The 17,223-nt window shown below is 53.6% G+C and carries 25 protein-coding genes and 1 pseudogene; 7 read left to right on the top strand and 19 right to left on the bottom strand.

Going from position 1 to position 17,223, the window contains the following annotated elements; translation table 11 throughout:
• The first annotated feature begins 2 nt into the window (after positions 1-2).
• Genes R3O62_RS17580 through R3O62_RS17550 form a run of 7 tightly spaced genes read left to right on the top strand, consistent with a single transcriptional unit; the run spans position 3 to position 3,082 of the window.
• Complete coding sequence (locus tag R3O62_RS17580) at positions 3-224, top strand: hypothetical protein (RefSeq protein ID WP_317472540.1); 222 nt, start codon at positions 3-5, stop codon at positions 222-224.
• A gap of 13 nt (positions 225-237) precedes the next feature.
• Positions 238-660, top strand: coding sequence for a PcfK-like family protein (locus tag R3O62_RS17575; RefSeq protein WP_123550755.1), 423 nt, complete (start codon positions 238-240; stop codon positions 658-660).
• Positions 661-662: 2 nt separating this feature from the next.
• Positions 663-1,946, top strand: a complete 1,284-nt coding sequence (locus tag R3O62_RS17570) for a PcfJ domain-containing protein (RefSeq protein ID WP_317472539.1) — start codon at positions 663-665, stop codon at positions 1,944-1,946.
• 24 nt (positions 1,947-1,970) lie between these two features.
• Positions 1,971-2,228: a hypothetical protein gene (locus R3O62_RS17565; RefSeq protein WP_234130060.1), complete on the top strand. Its 258-nt coding sequence runs from the start codon at positions 1,971-1,973 to the stop codon at positions 2,226-2,228.
• A gap of 19 nt (positions 2,229-2,247) precedes the next feature.
• Positions 2,248-2,478 carry a DUF3873 domain-containing protein gene (locus tag R3O62_RS17560; RefSeq protein ID WP_087388426.1) on the top strand — a complete coding sequence of 77 codons (231 nt, stop codon included), beginning with the start codon at positions 2,248-2,250 and terminating at the stop codon, positions 2,476-2,478.
• Positions 2,475-2,720, top strand: coding sequence for a DUF6956 domain-containing protein (locus tag R3O62_RS17555; RefSeq protein ID WP_123550758.1), 246 nt, complete (start codon positions 2,475-2,477; stop codon positions 2,718-2,720). Before R3O62_RS17560 ends, R3O62_RS17555 begins: the two co-directional genes overlap by 4 nt.
• Positions 2,721-2,773: 53 nt before the next feature.
• Complete coding sequence (locus R3O62_RS17550) at positions 2,774-3,082, top strand: hypothetical protein (RefSeq protein ID WP_234130059.1); 309 nt, start codon at positions 2,774-2,776, stop codon at positions 3,080-3,082.
• A gap of 33 nt (positions 3,083-3,115) precedes the next feature.
• Here R3O62_RS17550 and R3O62_RS17545 read toward each other — a convergent pair.
• The 19 genes and pseudogenes from R3O62_RS17545 to R3O62_RS17455 all read right to left on the bottom strand — a co-directional run bounded on the left by R3O62_RS17545 (position 3,116) and on the right by R3O62_RS17455 (position 17,216).
• Positions 3,116-3,504: pseudogene (locus R3O62_RS17545) on the bottom strand (hypothetical protein).
• A 64-nt stretch (positions 3,505-3,568) separates the two neighbouring features.
• On the bottom strand, positions 3,569-4,096 hold the full coding sequence (locus R3O62_RS17540) for a glycoside hydrolase family protein (protein WP_317472538.1): 528 nt from the start codon (positions 4,094-4,096) through the stop codon (positions 3,569-3,571).
• Positions 4,093-4,596: a DUF3872 domain-containing protein gene (locus R3O62_RS17535; protein WP_195337305.1), complete on the bottom strand. Its 504-nt coding sequence runs from the start codon at positions 4,594-4,596 to the stop codon at positions 4,093-4,095. Before R3O62_RS17535 ends, R3O62_RS17540 begins: the two co-directional genes overlap by 4 nt.
• Positions 4,593-5,495, bottom strand: a complete 903-nt coding sequence (locus R3O62_RS17530; protein WP_195337306.1) for a toprim domain-containing protein — start codon at positions 5,493-5,495, stop codon at positions 4,593-4,595. The genes R3O62_RS17535 and R3O62_RS17530 overlap by 4 nt, the downstream gene beginning before the upstream one ends.
• Before the next feature lie 7 nt (positions 5,496-5,502).
• Positions 5,503-6,078 (bottom strand): conjugal transfer protein TraO, encoded by a 576-nt coding sequence (locus R3O62_RS17525; RefSeq protein WP_317472537.1) that lies wholly within the window; start codon positions 6,076-6,078, stop codon positions 5,503-5,505.
• A 2-nt stretch (positions 6,079-6,080) separates the two neighbouring features.
• Positions 6,081-7,070 carry a conjugative transposon protein TraN gene (gene traN, locus R3O62_RS17520; RefSeq protein ID WP_317472536.1) on the bottom strand — a complete coding sequence of 330 codons (990 nt, stop codon included), beginning with the start codon at positions 7,068-7,070 and terminating at the stop codon, positions 6,081-6,083.
• A 37-nt stretch (positions 7,071-7,107) separates the two neighbouring features.
• Entirely contained in the window at positions 7,108-8,466 is a 1,359-nt protein-coding gene (gene traM, locus R3O62_RS17515; RefSeq protein WP_293564070.1) for a conjugative transposon protein TraM, read from the bottom strand.
• Positions 8,447-8,734 (bottom strand): TraL conjugative transposon family protein, encoded by a 288-nt coding sequence (locus tag R3O62_RS17510; protein WP_005790789.1) that lies wholly within the window; start codon positions 8,732-8,734, stop codon positions 8,447-8,449. Before R3O62_RS17510 ends, traM begins: the two co-directional genes overlap by 20 nt.
• A gap of 39 nt (positions 8,735-8,773) precedes the next feature.
• Positions 8,774-9,397, bottom strand: a complete 624-nt coding sequence (gene traK, locus R3O62_RS17505; RefSeq protein WP_004293887.1) for a conjugative transposon protein TraK — start codon at positions 9,395-9,397, stop codon at positions 8,774-8,776.
• 32 nt (positions 9,398-9,429) lie between these two features.
• On the bottom strand, positions 9,430-10,434 hold the full coding sequence (gene traJ / locus R3O62_RS17500; protein ID WP_317472535.1) for a conjugative transposon protein TraJ: 1,005 nt from the start codon (positions 10,432-10,434) through the stop codon (positions 9,430-9,432).
• A gap of 4 nt (positions 10,435-10,438) precedes the next feature.
• Positions 10,439-11,068, bottom strand: coding sequence for a DUF4141 domain-containing protein (locus R3O62_RS17495; protein WP_005790794.1), 630 nt, complete (start codon positions 11,066-11,068; stop codon positions 10,439-10,441).
• Positions 11,069-11,092: 24 nt separating this feature from the next.
• Positions 11,093-11,473, bottom strand: a complete 381-nt coding sequence (locus R3O62_RS17490) for a DUF3876 domain-containing protein (protein ID WP_317472534.1) — start codon at positions 11,471-11,473, stop codon at positions 11,093-11,095.
• A gap of 40 nt (positions 11,474-11,513) precedes the next feature.
• Positions 11,514-14,030 carry a TraG family conjugative transposon ATPase gene (locus R3O62_RS17485; protein ID WP_317472532.1) on the bottom strand — a complete coding sequence of 839 codons (2,517 nt, stop codon included), beginning with the start codon at positions 14,028-14,030 and terminating at the stop codon, positions 11,514-11,516.
• Positions 14,027-14,359: a DUF4133 domain-containing protein gene (locus R3O62_RS17480; protein ID WP_317472531.1), complete on the bottom strand. Its 333-nt coding sequence runs from the start codon at positions 14,357-14,359 to the stop codon at positions 14,027-14,029. Before R3O62_RS17480 ends, R3O62_RS17485 begins: the two co-directional genes overlap by 4 nt.
• Positions 14,360-14,370: 11 nt before the next feature.
• Entirely contained in the window at positions 14,371-14,688 is a 318-nt protein-coding gene (locus R3O62_RS17475) for a DUF4134 domain-containing protein (RefSeq protein ID WP_005790801.1), read from the bottom strand.
• 200 nt (positions 14,689-14,888) lie between these two features.
• Positions 14,889-15,629: a hypothetical protein gene (locus tag R3O62_RS17470; RefSeq protein ID WP_005790803.1), complete on the bottom strand. Its 741-nt coding sequence runs from the start codon at positions 15,627-15,629 to the stop codon at positions 14,889-14,891.
• Positions 15,626-15,985, bottom strand: a complete 360-nt coding sequence (locus R3O62_RS17465; RefSeq protein WP_005790806.1) for a DUF3408 domain-containing protein — start codon at positions 15,983-15,985, stop codon at positions 15,626-15,628. The genes R3O62_RS17470 and R3O62_RS17465 overlap by 4 nt, the downstream gene beginning before the upstream one ends.
• 20 nt (positions 15,986-16,005) lie before the next feature.
• On the bottom strand, positions 16,006-16,455 hold the full coding sequence (locus R3O62_RS17460) for a DUF3408 domain-containing protein (protein ID WP_005790808.1): 450 nt from the start codon (positions 16,453-16,455) through the stop codon (positions 16,006-16,008).
• A 5-nt stretch (positions 16,456-16,460) separates the two neighbouring features.
• The gene (locus tag R3O62_RS17455; protein ID WP_005790809.1) at positions 16,461-17,216 is read right to left on the bottom strand and encodes a ParA family protein; all 756 of its coding nucleotides are present in this window, start codon (positions 17,214-17,216) and stop codon (positions 16,461-16,463) included.
• Positions 17,217-17,223: the final 7 nt, after the last annotated feature.

Raw genomic sequence — 17,223 nt, 5'->3', positions numbered from 1 at the left:
ACATGGGAAAGAGAAACAGCAAGACGGCAGCGCAGCAGTGCAGATATTACGAGGTGGACAACATCTTCGTGTATATGGTGGAAACGTACATCAACGGCAATTTTAGCACTTTCCGAAGATTGTACCACGAACTGAACAAGGACGCACGGAGGGATTTCATGGACTTCCTTCTCAACGAGGTAGAGCCGACCTATTGGAGAGAGATACTGAAACAGACAATCTAAAAATGACAGCGATATGAAAGGAACAGACCATTTCAAGAGAACGATACAGATGTATCTGGAACAGCGTGCGGAAGAGGATGCGCTCTTTGCGAAGAACTACCGCAACCCTGCCAAGAACATAGACGATTGCGTGACCTACATCCTGAACTATGTGCAGAAAAGCGGTTGCAACGGCTTCACGGACGGAGAGATATTCGGGCAAGCAGTCCATTACTATGACGAGAACGAGATAGAGGTAGGCAAACCGATGAACTGCCAAGTGGTGGTGAACCACGTTGTGGAACTCACGGCGGAGGAAAAGGCGGAAGCACGTCAGAACGCTGTCCGCAGATACCAAGAGGAAGAACTCCGCAAGTTGCAGAACCGCCACAAGCCGAGAACCGCCACCAAATCGACCGCACAAGAAGTACAACAACCCAACCTATTCAATTTCTGATTATGAAACCGAGAACACGCATACAGCAGGAAGTCGCACGTTTGAGCAAGCGACTACCGATATTGACCGAAGAACAAAGGGCATACGCTTTCCGTCATTGCTTCAAGCATTACGCAATCAAGAGGGCAAACGGCACGAACATCTGCACCGAGTGCGGACATTCGTGGAAAAGCGACCACGACCTTGCCGACACCGTTTGCGGATGCACCTGCCCCCGTTGCGGTATGGAGTTGGAAGCGTTGCGCACCCGAAAGAGCGTTTTCAGCGATATGGAGTATTTCTCCATCGTCACCACCTGCAAGCAGTACCAAGTGATACGCTTCTTCTCCGTCAATTCCCGATACAAGGCAGGACAGCCTGCCGAGTATTCCATCTTTGAGGTAGTGCAGAGGTGGATTGCCCCCGACGGCAGGACAACGACCGTTGCCCGACTGCGTGGAATGTCGATGTTATATTATGACCAGTGGTCGGAATACAGCGATATGGAGGTACGCAAGAACCAAGAAATTCGGGCATACGACATCACTCCGAGATGCACCTACCCCCGACAGCGTTTCATACCCGAAGTGAAGCGAAACGGCTTCAAGGGCGAATACCACAATATCCTGCCTTACGACCTTTTCAAAGGCATTCTTTCCGACAGCCGTGCGGAAACGTTGTTGAAGGCTGGGCAATATCAGATGTTGCGCTACTACCTGCACCACTCTTTCAATATCGGGGAGTATTGGGCGTCAATCAAGATATGTATCCGCAACGGCTACACCATCGCTGACGGCTCTATGTGGCGTGACACGATAGACCTCCTGCGACACTTCGGCAAGGACACGAACAGCCCGAAGTACGTATGCCCCCAAGACCTCAAAGCCGAACACGACAGGTTGGTGGCAAGACGCAACCGCCAAAGGGAACGTGAACGGACTGAACAGCAACGGCAGAAAGCGGTTGAGGACGAAAAGCAATATCTGAAAGCCAAAGGCATATTCTTCGGACTTGTCTTTTCCGACAGCCTTATCTGCGTCAAGGTCATCGAGAGCGTGGAGGAAATGATTGAGGAAGGACGGATGATGCACCACTGCGTGGGTGGCTACCACAATCGGGAAAACTCCCTTATCCTTTCAGCGACCATTGACGGCAGACGCATAGAAACGGTGGAAGTGTCCTTGAAAACCTTTGAGGTGGTGCAGTGTCGTGGCTTATGCAACGAGAACACCGAATACCACAAGCGCATCATCGACCTTGTGAACAAGAACGCCAATCTTATCCGTGAGCGGATGAAAGCGGCATAGCATCAACCCTAAAACAACATTGATATGGAAGTAAGAATTGAAAGCATGATTTGTGTGTGGGACGATAAAATCCCTGCATTGTTCCTTGAATTTGTGAACCTCCTCACTCTCACAACGAGTGAGGGGGAATTGAGAAAGAGTGTGAAGGAGTTTGCCGAGAAGCACGAACTTGACAAGTTTTTCCTTTACGGCTTCGGCTCTCACCATTTCTACCTGCACCAACGCCACACGAGCAATCCCGAAATGGTGATGAAGAACAGAGTTCTGTCAGTACATTTTTAACCATCTAAAAAGCAACATTATGGCAACACGAATGACAATCAACGGAGTAAGCACCTGCACGGAAGCAGGTACGGAGAAATACGAGCGTTTCCAATCGGGTATCGGCAGACGCAGGCGGACACTTGTGCAGTACGACTACCGCCATACGGACGGAGAACTGTTCGCTTGTGTCAAACCCACTTTGGACGAGTGCCGAACCGCACGGGACAAGTGGCTGAACGCAAAGCAGGGAAAGGAGGGCAACCGATGAACACGACCTATCAAACGCTGATAATCAAGTTCAGCGAACCTATCACGGCATTGGACGGCATCTTTGATGATGCCGGAGCGTGGGGAACGGACACCCTCAAAGGGTGGATAGATGATTACGAAAGCACACGTTTCACCGCCACCGATAGCCATACGGCAGTCATCACGAGCGAGTACAACATGGAATGTGTGAAAGAGTGGCTGCAACGGCAGACACCCATTGCCGAGATGCGAGAATTTTGAACAAGTTGGCGGTGTCCGCACCGCCAACATATAAACCTCTAAAAACAAAGGATATGATAGCAAAGACGATATTACAGCAGATAGGCGGAAGAAGATTTACCGCCATGACGGGCAGCCGTGATTTCATAGACATGGGCAACGGCTTACGGATGAGCCTTGCGAGGAACAAGACAAGCGCAAACCGCCTTGACATCATCTATGATGCGGGGGCAGACCTCTACAATATGCGGTTCTACCGCAGGACATTCAGCAAAAAGACGTTCGAGTGCAAGGAAAAGGACATTGCCGTACACGAGGGCATCTATTTTGATATGCTGGAGGAAATGTTCACGATGGTGACGGGACTTTACACACGCTTTTAAGTGGTGGGGCGGCGAGAGCCGCCCTACTTTCTTTCAGTGAGCATGATGGCGGACAAAGAAAGTAGCAAAGAAACCTTTGTCCAATCTGCGATAACTAAAAAATCCGCAAGTAAAACTTGCGGAGGCTATATATTGGGTCGTTATTTTTGGTGGAGGGGAATGATAATCTCGAACCGTTGAACTACACATTTCTGCTTCGTCTCCATTTCCCCCAACGATTTGATACGTTCAATCATTTTTGTTGTTCCTTTCTGAATTTTCCTAAATACTTTCTTCATATTTTCGCTATACTTTTTACGGTTAATAACTATGTTTTGTATTGCTCTCACAACACTTACAACTTGAAGTGTTATTTGGAAACCGATAGGCAAAAATGGCTCAACGATGTCAATTAACGAGAAAATCCTACGATAATCTATCAAGTGATATAGCAAAAGACGTGCCAAGTTGAATATGGCACGTCTTTTGTCAGTTTTGTCAGTCCTTTTATGGAATATACAGCAGTGCAAACTCCGCCTTTCTCCGTTTGAGCAGCATGGCGTGGCGTTTTCCTTTGTAGTTGCAGAAGGAGATATACTCACGGTAGATGTTCCTATCTCCAGCCTCCAACTTTTTTATCAAGGTGCTTTTGGGGATTGTCTTGCTACCCAAAAGCCTGTATGGACCCACGTTGTAGGCAAGCGTGGCAAGCAGAAGACTATCTTTCCCGAACTGCCGGAACATCGCGCAGAACTTCCGCAGGTCTTTTCTAAGTAGTGCGTCCGCCTGCCGTTTCGTCATGGTGCGTGCAGAATATCTTTCGCCCGGCAAAATTTTGTGACCCCACCCCACGTATGGGTGGTGCTTTTCCGAGTGCCAGCCCTCAAAATATTTCGTGCAGCGCACAGCCCTCTCGAAAAGTGGCAGACGGTAGATTGCCGCCTGCCCGTCCGTCCCCTCTTGGCGGCTGATCCGTGCAGACACGGAACAGACCGCCAGAAGCGAACAGAGCATTGTCATGAATACACGCATCATTTCAGCAAGGGTCTGAAGTTGCCGATGGGAACGATGGTCAAACCATCATCCTTTACATTCCGGTTGTTGAAGTCAAATTCCAGCTCGAAGGAGTTGCCGAAGTTGTCCTCCACCACCACGATGAAATTATGCGCCTCGTCACCCTCCGCCGTGTAGTACAGGCGGAACTTTTCGTTCTCCAGCAGGTAGCGGTCATTAGGCAGGAAGGTGATGCCGTTATCCATTTTGAGAGAGCCTTCCCCCTCGAACTGGAAATAGCGGATGGTATAGAGCGTACCCGAAAAGTCGCCCTCCTTTTTCAGTTCACAGCGGATTTCCACCGTCTGCCCCTTTGTCACCTTGTTCGGCACGGGCATGACCTCCACCGTGAAGGGATAGGACTGTTGAATGTCCATGTCGTCGTCGCACGACACGAGTGTGAATGACACAGCGGCTATCAGGCATAACGCCACCGCCTTGAAGATGGATGTTCTCTTGTTTCTGTTATTCAGTATGTTCATTGTTCTTCGATTTTTAGATGGTTGTTTTTCTGTTTTTTCGTTGTCTGTTGCAGGTACTCGTTCAAGTCCTTGCAACTGTCATAGAGTGAGGTACGGTCGGTGACACGCGCCCCATACCGTTTAGTAAGTGCGGCAAGCGTCCGCCGTCCGGCTTCGTCACGGTCGAGGAAGCAGCCGATGCGCCCGTAGCCGTCCAGCAATCCCGTCGCCTTCTCTGCGTTGGCGACGGAGTTCAACACAAGGCAGTCAGCATTACCGGTTACACCAAGCGTCACCGCAGAAAGGAAGTCCATGAAGCCCTCGAACACGAGGCACTCGCCAGCCGGGATGTCCGTTGCCTTCACCAAAGACACATCTTTGGGCGGTATGCACCCCTTGAAATAGCGGCTTCTGACTTCATAGCCACCCGCCATGTTCGGGAAACCGACAGCAAAATACCGTTTCCCACGAACACCGTAATTCAGACGGCAGCAGTGGCGGGATGCGACAGCGTAAGGTATGCACCGTTCCGCCAGATACTCCGTCAGCGGTGAGCGAAACAGCGGAGCGACCTCCACATCCTCAAAGACCGGTTCGGTTGGTTTTGCTTGATAGGTCGGGGGTTCCAACCTGTCAACCACCATATTGGCGGTTTCCGCTATGAACTTCGCCTGCGCCATGAAGTCACCGCTTTGCAGAAACTCCCCGGCAAGCGTGAAGATGTCGCCGCCCTTGCCCAAACCGAAGTCGTACCAGAGCTGTTTCGCCACGTTCACACGGAAAGAGGGTGTGCGCTCGCCCCTGTACGGGGCGATATACCACAGCTCGTTTCCGCTCCTTCTGACAGGCTCATGCCCCAACCGTGCAAGAAAATCCGCAAGCGGCATCCTTCTGACTGCATCTATTTCCGTCCGTTCCATACCCGTGTCAGTTGATGATGAACTTGATGCCGACCCCGAACTGCGTGTGAAACTTCCGTGTGTCGCCACCCCACAGGCAACGCTCACGGAGGTTGGCAAGCAGGGCGATACGGTCTGCCACGTAGCACTCCACATCGAGCGTCAGCGCGCCGCCGTAGATGAAGGCGTCCCGGTCGTGCAGCGTGGAGCCGTCGTGCAGCACCTTCTTTCCCCAATTCACAGACTCATATCCGGCGAGAGCCGAAGCCCCGGCATAGACGAACACGATTTTTCGGGCGTCCGACAGTATCTTGAAGTAATAGCCGCCCTCTGCCGTGAACTGCGCCACGGGTATCTTGGTATCCTTGTAGGGGTTGTTCTTCAGGAGGTATTCGCCACCGAACACCCACTTGTTCCCCTTCTTCGTGTAGGTGGAGAGAGCCGCCCCGAAACTATACCCGCCGTCCTTGCCGCCGGGATTGAAGCCGTCCGCCATGTTCGCCCTTGCCTCGATGCCCTGCATCTTCGGCAGACACCGCTGGGCGTGCGCCTGCCCCGTGAAAAGGGCAAGCGACGCGATGATTATTGCGATGTACTTTCTCATGGTCAGCGCACTTGAAGTTCGTTGATGGTACTGGCGCGTACCAAATCCTCGTTCTCAATCACGAAGGACTGGTGACGGCCGCCGTTCTTCTCATTCAGCTCCACCACGAGGCACTTGTCATCGGGGATGGTGAACTTCGCCATCGTGAAGACCGTGCGCTCACTCTTTTTGCCCGGCACGAGGGTGGCGTAGTTCTGCGCACGGAGCGGCAGGATGACCTGCTCCTGCACGGCGGTACGTTTCGCCACCTTCTTGTCCACGATTTTCCATGTGATGTAGTCCACATCGAAAGGCACGTTGCTCTGGTTCTTTATCTCCGTGTGGAAGTAGAGCAAGCCGTTGTGCGTGTAGATGCCTTTCAACAGATACTGGATGCCGAAACGCTTGCAGCCGATATGCTTCACCTCGCGCTTGTTCTGCTTGTGGATGGACTTCATGATAAGGCGCACCAGCATCGGGCTTTCGCTGCCCAGCTCTTTCAGATAGATTTCCTGCGCATTGTTCGGGCGGTTCACCGTGCTGCCGTCATGGATGAAGTCGCACATCTCCACGTTGAGCAACAGCGGTTCGGCGGCGTACTTCACGTTGAAGGTGTAGAAACTGCCGTCCTCCGTGATGACGGACATGTTGGTTTCGTTGGGGAAATTTCTCACGGTAGCCTTCACACGGATGACGTTCTCCGCTCCGTCGGCTTTCCCGGCAATCAGATCGGGCGAGCCTAAATCGACATAGCGCACTTCCGCCGGAAAGATGATGTGGACGGTCTTGTCATAGGTCACTTCCAGACCGTGCGGCGGTATCATGCGGTCGAAGGTCAGCTTGCGCGACAGACCGTAATACAGGTCTCCATCCACCTCCTTCTGCGGATAGACCTCCTTTGTCAAGGTCGGCTGTTCATTACTTCCGTTGGTCGTTTCAACGGTTACATTCTCCTGCGCGTTGGCAGTTGCGATGCCCATAGCGAGGGCAAACATGATGATTACTTTTCTCATTACTTTTGGATTTTTAGTGGTAATTTTTTTATTGTTCTCAATCTTTTTCTTGGTAAAGCATGACCCTGTACCCGGCTTTCAGATGCACCTTGACGGTGCGCATCTTCTTGGCGATGTACTGGCTCGTGCCTTGTATCAGCCCCTTGCCCAAGTCGGAGGCGAGCTGCGCCCCGGCATTGGTGGAGATGTTGATGCTGCTCCCCAACGAGCCGCCCATGTTGGCGGCGACCTCCCTGACGGCGTTCATCTCCATCGAGTTCGGGATGAAGATGCCGGACTGTCCGTCCGTGTCATAGACCGCAAGTTCCACGGGGATAATCGTGCCGTCGTATTCCAGCGAGGTGATCCCGATGTCGAGCCGCTCACCCTGTATCTTGCCCGTGCCGACCACCACCGCATTGCGGGGGATTGTCCTGCCCGCCACCGCCATAGGCTCCAGCAGGCGCAGCCTTACCGTCTGCCCGTCCGTCACGCTCTGCGCCCCATGCACACATGCCGGTATGGTGTTCCTGTCCGATACCTCCGCCGTGCCGACAGCCGTATTAAAACTTCTGTTGCGCTCCTGCGAGAAAGTGGCGACAAACTCCGCGTTGCTCATGGGCTGTGCAAGCGAGGAAACAACTTGGCGGGTCACCTGCCTTACGGGTGTCGCCGTGTTCTTCTTTCCTTTCTGCACGGTGGCAGGCTCTGCCGCCTGTTCCGGCTTCCCACCATTCTGACCGCCCATGTACTTTGCCGCCAGCTCGTAGGATTTCTCCATAAGAGCCACTTGGTCGTCCACGGCGGAAGCCTTGCCCTTCTCGCTTTCCAGTTCCGACTCCAGCGATGCGATGCGCTCCAACAATTCCTCCATCTCGGCATTGTCATTCTTCGGCTGTTCGTAGAAGTTGCCGAGCGTAGCGTTCAGGTCACGGTAGGCGGCAGCGGAGGATTGGATGGTCTGCGGCGTGGCGGGCTGTGCCTTTTCCTCCTTGCCGCCCGGATTGGCGAGGTCGAAGTCCGTTCCGTCCTCCGTTCCCACAATCTCTCGGTCGAACATGTCGCCCAACTGCCCGATGGCACGGTTGCGGCTCTCCTGACGCTCCTCCATCTCCCCATGCTCGTAGGCTTTCAGCTTGTCGCCGATAATCTGCCGGTTCGCCTTGTCCGCGTCGGGCATCTCGGTGTTGTAGCCGTCCGTTCCCGGCTGTTGCTCCTTGCCGGAGGACGGGGCGAATATCAGCCACATCGCCCCTATGAACACCAGCACCATAGCGGGCAGGACTATCATCTTCTGCCGTTTCAGCCGCTGCGCCTCGGTCAGCGGTTCGCGCTCCTTCTTCGGCTTTCCCGTGTCGGGAGCGGCTTTGTTCTCTTTCGTCGGTTCATTCTTTGGTTCATTCTTCTTCTGTTCCATATAAATAAGGTGTTAAGTGATTGTCTGTTTCCGCCGGGGTCGGCAGCTCCACCCGTCCGGCGTGTCCCGTTTCCATGCGTGAGCCATCATTCCTGCCGATGTCATAGACGGCTCTGCCGAAGGTGTATAGGGCAAGCACCGCGAAGGCGGCGAGCATCCCCAGCACGATGCGGCGGCATGTTTCCGGCGGCAAGCCGTCCAGATACCCTTTGAGCCTTTCCACCAGCCGTTTCCGTTTGTCGTGGAGCTTCCAGTACACGCCCCACATTGTTTTTCTGATACTTTTTACTTTCCGTTTCATAATCCGTTACCGTTTGATTGTCTGTAAATCCTTGTTCTCGATGATGGTGAAACCCTCGATGGTGAAACCGTTTGGGTTATCGTCCGACCGTGATGCGTTCAGCAGGCGGCAGGTGGTCACGAGGCTGCGCTCGGTGACGTTGCTCTGCCGGATGATTTTCTGCGTGGCGTAGGTCACGGCGCGGTAGGGATAGGCGTTGAAGTCGCACACCACGCTGTCCACCTTCAGCACTTGGTTGATGTTCCCGGCGATGATGCGGTTGTAGTACCCCTTCTCGGCGAAGTCCGAATAATAGTGGTACACGCTCTTGTCCGCCAGCAGCAAGGCACGTTTCACGTTGTGTTCAATCGCGCTTTTTTCAGGTGAGAGCGTGAAGAACAGCTCGTGGAAGCGGCGCACATGCTCCCGTGCCTCCGCCGGGCGGTTCTGCGACAGGTCCTGTGACAAGGCGAGCATCAGGCTCTTGCCGTTGTCCAGCACATAGATCTTCTCCCGTTGCTTCTCGGCGAAGCGGTAGGAGTTCCACACGCTCCACACCGTCACCACGGCGCACAGCGAGAGGAAGACGATACCGAACAGGCGTATCTGCCTGAACGACGATTCGATGTTTCTGAGTGACTTGAATTCCATTTTTACTTTTTCCGTTTATAATTGCACATTGATTATTTCAGCAGCTTGCCGATGCGTCCGACGGCGTTCCCTGCGGTAGCTCCCGCAACTCCGCCCGCCATGCCTCCGGCACGTCCAGCCATCTGGTTCATGTTACGGTTGTAGCCGCCCATGCCCCCGGCTTGGATGATCCAGCCCGCCACGGTGGGGATGGTGAAGTAACCGATGATGCCGATGCAGAGGAACACGATGTACACCCCGTCGCTCGAATCCAGCGAGAAGTTCGGGTCTGCCTGCATCCGCTCGATGTCGCTTTGCAGCATCAGCACCTGTATCTTAGCCAGTATGGTGCTGAACATGTCCGACACCGGCAGCCACAGATAGACCTGTATGTAGCGGCATATCCACTGCGTGAGCGTGCTTTGGAAACCGTCCCACACCGATATGGCGAAGGCTATCGGACCGAGTATCGCCAGCACCACGAGGAAGAAGGTGCGGACGGTGTCTATCACGAGGGCGGCGGCTTGGAACAGCAGTTCCAGTATCTCGCGGAAGAAGTCGCGGATGCTCTTTTTCATGTTGTACATTCCCCGGTCGATATACATCCCCGCCATCGTCACCATGTCGGAGGGCGACCAGCCGAGTTCCTCCAGCTGTTTGTCAAACTCCTCGTTGGACACGAGGTAGGCGGTTTCGGGGTTGCGCATCATCGCCTCGTATTCCAACTTGTCCTTCTGCTGGCGGTAGGTGTTCATGTCGAGCGTTTCCGCCTCCAGCATCTTCGCCGTGCCTTGCACGACGGGCGAAAGGATGCTGTTTATCGTACCCAGCACAACCGTGGGGAAGAACATGATGCAAAGACCGATGGCGAAGGGGCGGACCATCGGGAACACGTCTATCGGTTCGGCTCTCGCCAGCGACTGCCATACCCGGTAGGCGACGTAGAACAGCGCGCCCAGCCCGGCGATGCCTTTCGCCACGCCCGCCATGTCCTCGCACAGCGGCATCATCTGCTCGTAGAGCGAGCGCAGAATCTGGTGAAGGTTGTCGAACTCCATAGTCTTACCAGTATCTTTCGTTCATGTTCCCGTACAGCCCCATGATGCGGTCGAGGTCGTTCTTCTTTTTAGCGCGGAGATAGGACACCGATATGTTCTTGTTGGTGTAGTAGCTCACGAGGTTGCGGTAACGCTTCATTTTGGAATGGCAGCGTTCCACCACGTCCATGCGCTCCTTGTCGGTCATGGAGAGCGTGGTGATGTTCACCACGTTTTTCAGTTCGGTCAGTACATCATTGCTCTCTTCCAGCAGCTTCGTGTAGCCGAAGGCGATGGCTCCCAGTTCCTCCACGGTGAAGTTGTCGTCACGCATCATCCGCTGGAAGTTGGTCACATAGATGTCGGTGATGTCGCCCACCATCAGGATGGTCTGTTGCACCTTGCGGGCATCCCGGACAAGGTTGTTCACTGATTTCAGCGCGTCGTAATACTTCTTTCCCTGCTCGTAGATTTTCACGGTTTCCTGAAAATTCTTCACCATGTTCTGGGCGGTGGTCGAGGTATGCACCACGTTCTTGGAGGTGTTCACGATGCTCTGGGCGATGTTGGACGGGTCTATCACCGCCCACTGTGCGCTTGCCCGGCCCGCGAGAAGCAGGCACAGGCAGACAATCATTGTTATTCTTGTTCTCATGTTTACTTTGGATTTTAGCGGTTGTTATTCTTCTGTCTGGTTCTCCGGCTGCGGCTTCACCCGCACATAGTCACCGTTTGGCGAGAAGGTCAGCACGTCCGTTGCCTCGTTGTAGGACACGTCGATGCGGAAGCCGGTGTTCATGAACAGGTTGCCGTTCTCCTCCTGCAAGAGATAGGTTTCCGGCTTGAGTTTGCGGCGCAGACCGCTCCGGCGGAACACCGTCACCTTGTAGGCTTCGCCCTCCTTGTAGATAAGCACGTCGGGCTTCCCCTCCACGCTCTCCCAGTTCCCGCACAGCATGTCACGGCGGTTGTCGGCCACGTCGCAGGATTGCAGCATCATGACCGCCAATCCGATCAGGCACTTGCTGACTTGCAGCATTTTCACTTTTGATAAACTCATACGCATTTTTCTTTTTTCGTTGATAAATTCATTTTTAATTTTAATTGTTGGTTGTTTCCTTGTTTCTCCGCCTTTCGGCAAGCTGCCGGATGGCGGCTTCGATGTCACCGCCTAACTTCTCCGCCAGACGGTAAACTTCCACTTTCTCCGTTTCCTCGGTGGTGTACGCCATATACTCTTCGGCACTGACCTCCGTTGCATAGACCGCCGACTGCGTGCCACCCAAGCCTATCCACACCTCCTTGTAGAGCCGTGAAGGGTTGTTCGCCATGTTGATGGAGAGTATCTGCCCTTTCTCCTTTTCCGTCAGTCCGAGCAACGCCTGTATCTGGTCAAACTTGTTCATGTACTTGCGCTGGTCGAGAAGTATCTTGCAGTCGGAGTTGTTGATGATGCTCTCCTTGACCACGGGAGAGGAAATGATGTCGTCCACCTCCTGCGTTACCACGATTGCCTCGCCGTAATATTTTCTGACCGTCTTGTACATATAGCGCAGGTATTCAGCCATGTTCGCCGAAGAAAGAGCCTTCCAAGCCTCTTCCACGATAAGCTGTTTCCGCACCCCTTTCAGCCGTCGCATCTTGTTGATGAAGGCTTCCATGATGATGATCGTCACGACCGGAAAAAGCTCGCGGTTTTCCTTTATGCTGTCAATTTCGAAGACAATGAACCGCTTGTTGAGCAGGTCGATGTTCTCCGTGGAGTTGAGCAGGAAGTCGTAACGCCCGCCCCGGTAATACTGCCGCATGGTGGTGAGCATGTTGTCGATGTTGAAGTCGGACTTCTCCACCTTGATGTCACGTTCAGCCAGCTCCTTGCGGTAGTCGTCGCGCATATACTCGTAGAAGGTGTTGAAAGACGGCACGATGCTCCGGTCTGCCTTGATGCGCTCGATGTAGGCACTCACGGCACTGCCCAGTTCGCCGCTCTCCGTCTTCGTCACCTTGTCATCCTCCGACTTCCAGAGCGTCAGCAGCAGGGTCTTGATGCTGTCCTTCTTCTCCACGTCGAAGACATAATCATCGGTGTAGAACGGGTTGAACGATATGGGCTTTTCCTCCGTGTAGGTGAAGTACACGCCGTCCGCTCCGCCTGTCTTGCGCCGGATCATGCCGCACAATCCCTGATAAGAGTTTCCCGTGTCCACCAGCACGACGTGCGTACCTTGTTCGTAGTATTGCCTCACGAGGTGGTTCATGAAGAACGACTTGCCGCTGCCCGAAGGACCCAGCACGAACTTGTTGCGGTTCGTGGTGATGCCCCGCTTCATGGGCAGGTCGCTGATGTCGAGGTGCAGCGGTTTTCCCGTGAGCCTGTCCACCATCTTGATGCCGAAGGGCGAGAGCGAAGAGCGGTAATTGGTTTCCTCCGTGAACAGGCACACCGCCTGCTCGATGAAGGTATGGAAACTCTCTTCCGCCGGAAAGTCCGCCGCGTTGCCGGGTATCGCCGCCCAGTAGAGCGTCGGGCAGTCGATGGTGTTGTGGCGCGGCACGCACTCCATGCTTGCCAGCTGGCTGCCCACATCGTTCCTTATATGCTTCAGCTCCTCCGCGTCGTCGCTCCACGCCATGACGTTGAAATGCGCCCGTACCGAGGTCAGCCCGTAGGAATGGGCTTCGTTTAGGTATTGGTCTATCCACTCGCGGTTGATACTGTTGCTCCGGCTACACCGTGAGAGCGACTGCATATTGCGGGCGGATTTCTCGAACTTCTGCAAGGCTTCCTCGCTGTTGTCTATCAGCACATACTGGTTGTAGATATGGTTGCAGGAGAGCAGCAACCCCACGGGGGAGGCGAAGGAGAGGCGGCAGTCGCTCCGGTCGGTGGAGAGCTTCTCGTAACGGGTGTCGGTAGCCACCTTGCCCGGCAGGTCTTCCGCGTCGGAGAGGGTGTGCAGGCACAGTCGGTTGTCGCCGATGCGCATCTCCCTTGCCGAAAGCTCAATATCTTGTAAGGTGGTATTCCCCTCCGGCATGAGCGAGAAGTAGCGTTCAATCAATCCCGTTTTTCCCTCAGTACCCACAATCTCATCGGTGGATAGGCGGCGCAGCCTGACAAGCCCGCTGTCGTTCATGATGCGCTCGAACTGTTCGCAGGCTTCCAAGAACTTGGTCGTGGTTTCCTTGTCCAGTTCCTTCGGGATGATATGCCCACGGCACAGCGTGCTGAAATTGCTCTGCATCCGGTTACGTTCCTTCGTTGTCTTGGTCAGGTAGAGGTAGCAGGTGTGTTTCAGGTACGGACGCTCGTTGAAGTGACGCTCGAAAGAGCGGCTTAAAAAGCTCATGTCGTCCTTCTGAAGCTCCGGTTTGTAGCGTTCCTTGATGAACCAGTCCTGTTTGTGGACGACGGAGTAATCCGGCAGTACCTTGATTGCCTTGCACCAGCAGCCGTGTATCGCCTCGTACTCCGCGCCCGTCACGGTGTAAAGTTCCGGCAGTTCCACCTCGAAAGCCACCGTGATGTCGGCGTCCTTAGAGATGATGCAGCCATGCTCCACCGCAAGCAGGGGGAACTTGTTTTCCAGTGTTGTCATTTTTGATGTATTCCTCATGTTGTTTCTTCCTTTCGTTGTCGTTTGAACAGACGGGGTATCCGCCGCCGGTTGATAAGGTACCGGGGATGGCTCCGTGCCGCTCCTAATTTCATCAGCCCGTGTTCGCCGTACCGGGCGTTAAGCGCGAAGGTCTGCCATACAAGGAGGGAGGACGATGCCGCGCCGAAGCCGATACATATCCACTGGTCGATGCCGACCATGTAGAGGATGACGAACAGGACGAAGAGAGCCAGCAGACCTCCGCAGAAGATGAAGAGGTACTGAGCCTTCAAGCCCTTGAACTCTACCGGACGACCGATACCCTTGTTGATTGGGTATTCAGCCATACATTATTATATTAGAGGAAGAATGAGCGCAGGATGGTGGCGGCTACAATCAGGAAGATGCACGCGCCGAACCAGCTTGCCGCTGTTTTTGAGGTGTCGGGGTCGCCCGATGAAAATTTCCCGTACACTTTCACGCCCCCGATAAGCCCGACGACCGCGCCGATGGCGTATATCAGTTTCGTGCCGGGGTCGAAATAGGAACTCACCATAGAGGTGGCTTCGTTGATGCCCGCGATGCCGTTTCCCTGCGCGAAGGCGGAGGCGGTTGCGGCGATGATGAGTGCCGCAGAGAGGATTGTTTTTCTGTTTCTTACGATGTTCTTGTTCATAAACTGTCCTTGTTTTTTGCCGTCGAAAGGGTGGATGGTCCTTTGTCGGGCGGTTGATACTTTTTTACTTTACTTTGGTTTAGTGGTCGCCCTTTTGTTTCCACGGACTTGGGTGTGTCCGTTGCGTACCGGATGCGCCTTGCGCTTCCTCGCCGCGTGGGTTGATTGTCATTCCTTCATGTTCTTTCCTTTTTCAGTTGTCATACATAGTTGCGGATGTCGAACTCCTCGATGTTGTCAGGCACGACGAACACTTTGCTTTTTGCTTGTGCCACGGTAGTGTTTACCGTGTCCACAAAGACTGCCATTGCTTTGGCAAGCCTCTCGCTCATTGCTTCGTCGGTCAAGCGTTCCGTTATTCTGGAGTAAAGCTCCGTCCCGTCAAGCTCCGTCATGACTTTTCCAGCGTGTCGCATCTCCGCTTCGGACGGTGAGTCCTTCTTTATTGTTCGTACTGCCATGTCGATGTCCTCGAATGCACTTCCCGAAGCCTGTCCCTTGCCCGGTTCATCATCCTCCGGCTCATCCTCTCCGTATTCCAGTTCCTCCGGAGATATGCTCGTGAAGGTTTCATCGAGTTTATCCTCCGGGACTTGTGTCGGGCGCGATGCGGTTTCCGTGTTTCCGTCGTCAAAAGTAGCCTCTTCTTCCGACAGCTCAATGCCTTTTTCCGAAATGGCTGCTTCTTGCGTCGATATGGCAGCGGTTGTCCGAGTTGGAGCCATCCTGAAACGGCTCTTACCGATGATGTCCGCATCTTCATCCGAGGCTTCACTATGCAAGGTATCTTGCTTTTCACTCTTCGTTCCCAACGACCGCCATAATCCGGCAGCCCCTTTGAGGAACCGGACGAATTTTGTTTCCGTTATTCTGTCAGACAATAACATGAGCAGGAACCAGACGTTGCAGGCAACCGATACAATCAAGAATACTTTTGTCATAATCTCACTTTTTTGGCGTTTTCAATCTGTTCCATGTACTTCTCACCGTATTGTCTGAAATGGTCACGGAGAACATTGTCCACGAACTTGCCGATGCTCAATCCGTTTCCCAATCGGTTGGCGACAATAGCGACTTTCTCATGGACTTCACGAGAGATGTATATGCACTGTCGTGTTTTGATTTCCGACGATTGCAGGAAAGCCGCAATAGGCTTGCTGCCCTTTCCCTTTCCGGGAACATCACAGGTCTTTCCCAGACCTTTGTCGGTTGCACACTTCGCTGCACGGGCAACGTTTCTCTCACTCTTTCTTGTTTGCAGGCTGTCCGCCTGACTGTCATTCATCTTTCTTCTCATGTTGTTATTGATTAAAATGTTTATAAATTGTATGACTCCATGTGTCGCTTGAAGGATTCCGCTATCTCGTCTTGAAACTGTGTGAAATGGTAGGTCAGCACGTTGTCAAGAAAACCGGCGATAGTCACCTCGTTACCTCCGATGATATGTAGCATTTTCAGTATGCGGTCGTGGTACTCCTTTCGGATGTACACCTGTTTTCCGAGCCTTGCCGTGACATTGGACTCCCGCACGAACATGGAATCGTAATCCGTCTTCTCCGGCTTGCCGTTCCTGCGCCTGCGTTCCGTTTCTTCTTTGGGACGTGATGCAGGTTGGGGTCCGGCCGACTGCGGTTCTTCCTTCGGTGGTAGATCCGATACATTGCCGTCCGTGCTTCTTGCTTCCGGCGGTATGCTTGCATCGTCCATACGGAACGAGTTGATTATGGCATCACTGTCGATGTCCTCGATTCTTGCTTTCTTTGCCATGACACTCAATTTTTGATGATACCGAGAATTTCATCCACAAGGCGGTCAAGGTTGCTGCCGCGTACCAGTGTCTTGTCCGCAGGGAACGCCGTGGAACGGAACACCGCCTTGCGCTCCGCCGCTGTTTCCTTGCGGAAACGCTTGCTGTCCGGCAGGAATGTTTCGAGGATAGGCAGGGCGAACTCGGCGCATACCTTGTCGTATGCCTTGTATAGTTCCGTCTTCTCGCGTCCGTCCACCATGTTCCACACAAGGTAGATTCCTTTGATGCCGGATTTTCCCGTGCTTATCATCTGTTCGTTAATGACTGTGGCGAACTTGATGGAACTTTCCATCACCACCCTGTCTGCGATGATGGGTGTGAAGATGTAGTCCATCTTGGCGATAGTCTGTACCACATCGGCATTGTTGATAGTACCCGGCAGGTCGAAGAACACGAAATCAAGGTCGGGCTGTGCCTCCGTCAGATTTTCGGCGGTTCTTATCGCATCCTCCGCGCGGCTGCATCTGATTGTGTACGGGTTTTTCTTCAGCCGCTTGAGCTGCTCATACGCCATCACTTTGTAATGCCCGTCCTCCATGACGGCTTTCAGGTCACGCTTGCGCATGTCATGAATACTGTACTGCGGAAAGTCGCAGTCCACCACGGCCACGTTGTAGCCTTTCACATAGTGCAGGTAGCTTGCCACAAGCACTGTCAGGGTTGTCTTTCCGGCCCCTCCTTTCTGCGTGGAGATTGCCACATAAGTTGTCTCTTTCATTTGTTTG

It is taken from the genome of Bacteroides hominis (assembly GCF_033042785.2).
In the GTDB taxonomy this organism is placed as follows: domain Bacteria; phylum Bacteroidota; class Bacteroidia; order Bacteroidales; family Bacteroidaceae; genus Bacteroides; species Bacteroides hominis.
The sequence above is the reverse complement of the archived record's forward strand: the minus strand, read 5'-3'. Positions and strand labels throughout refer to the sequence as shown.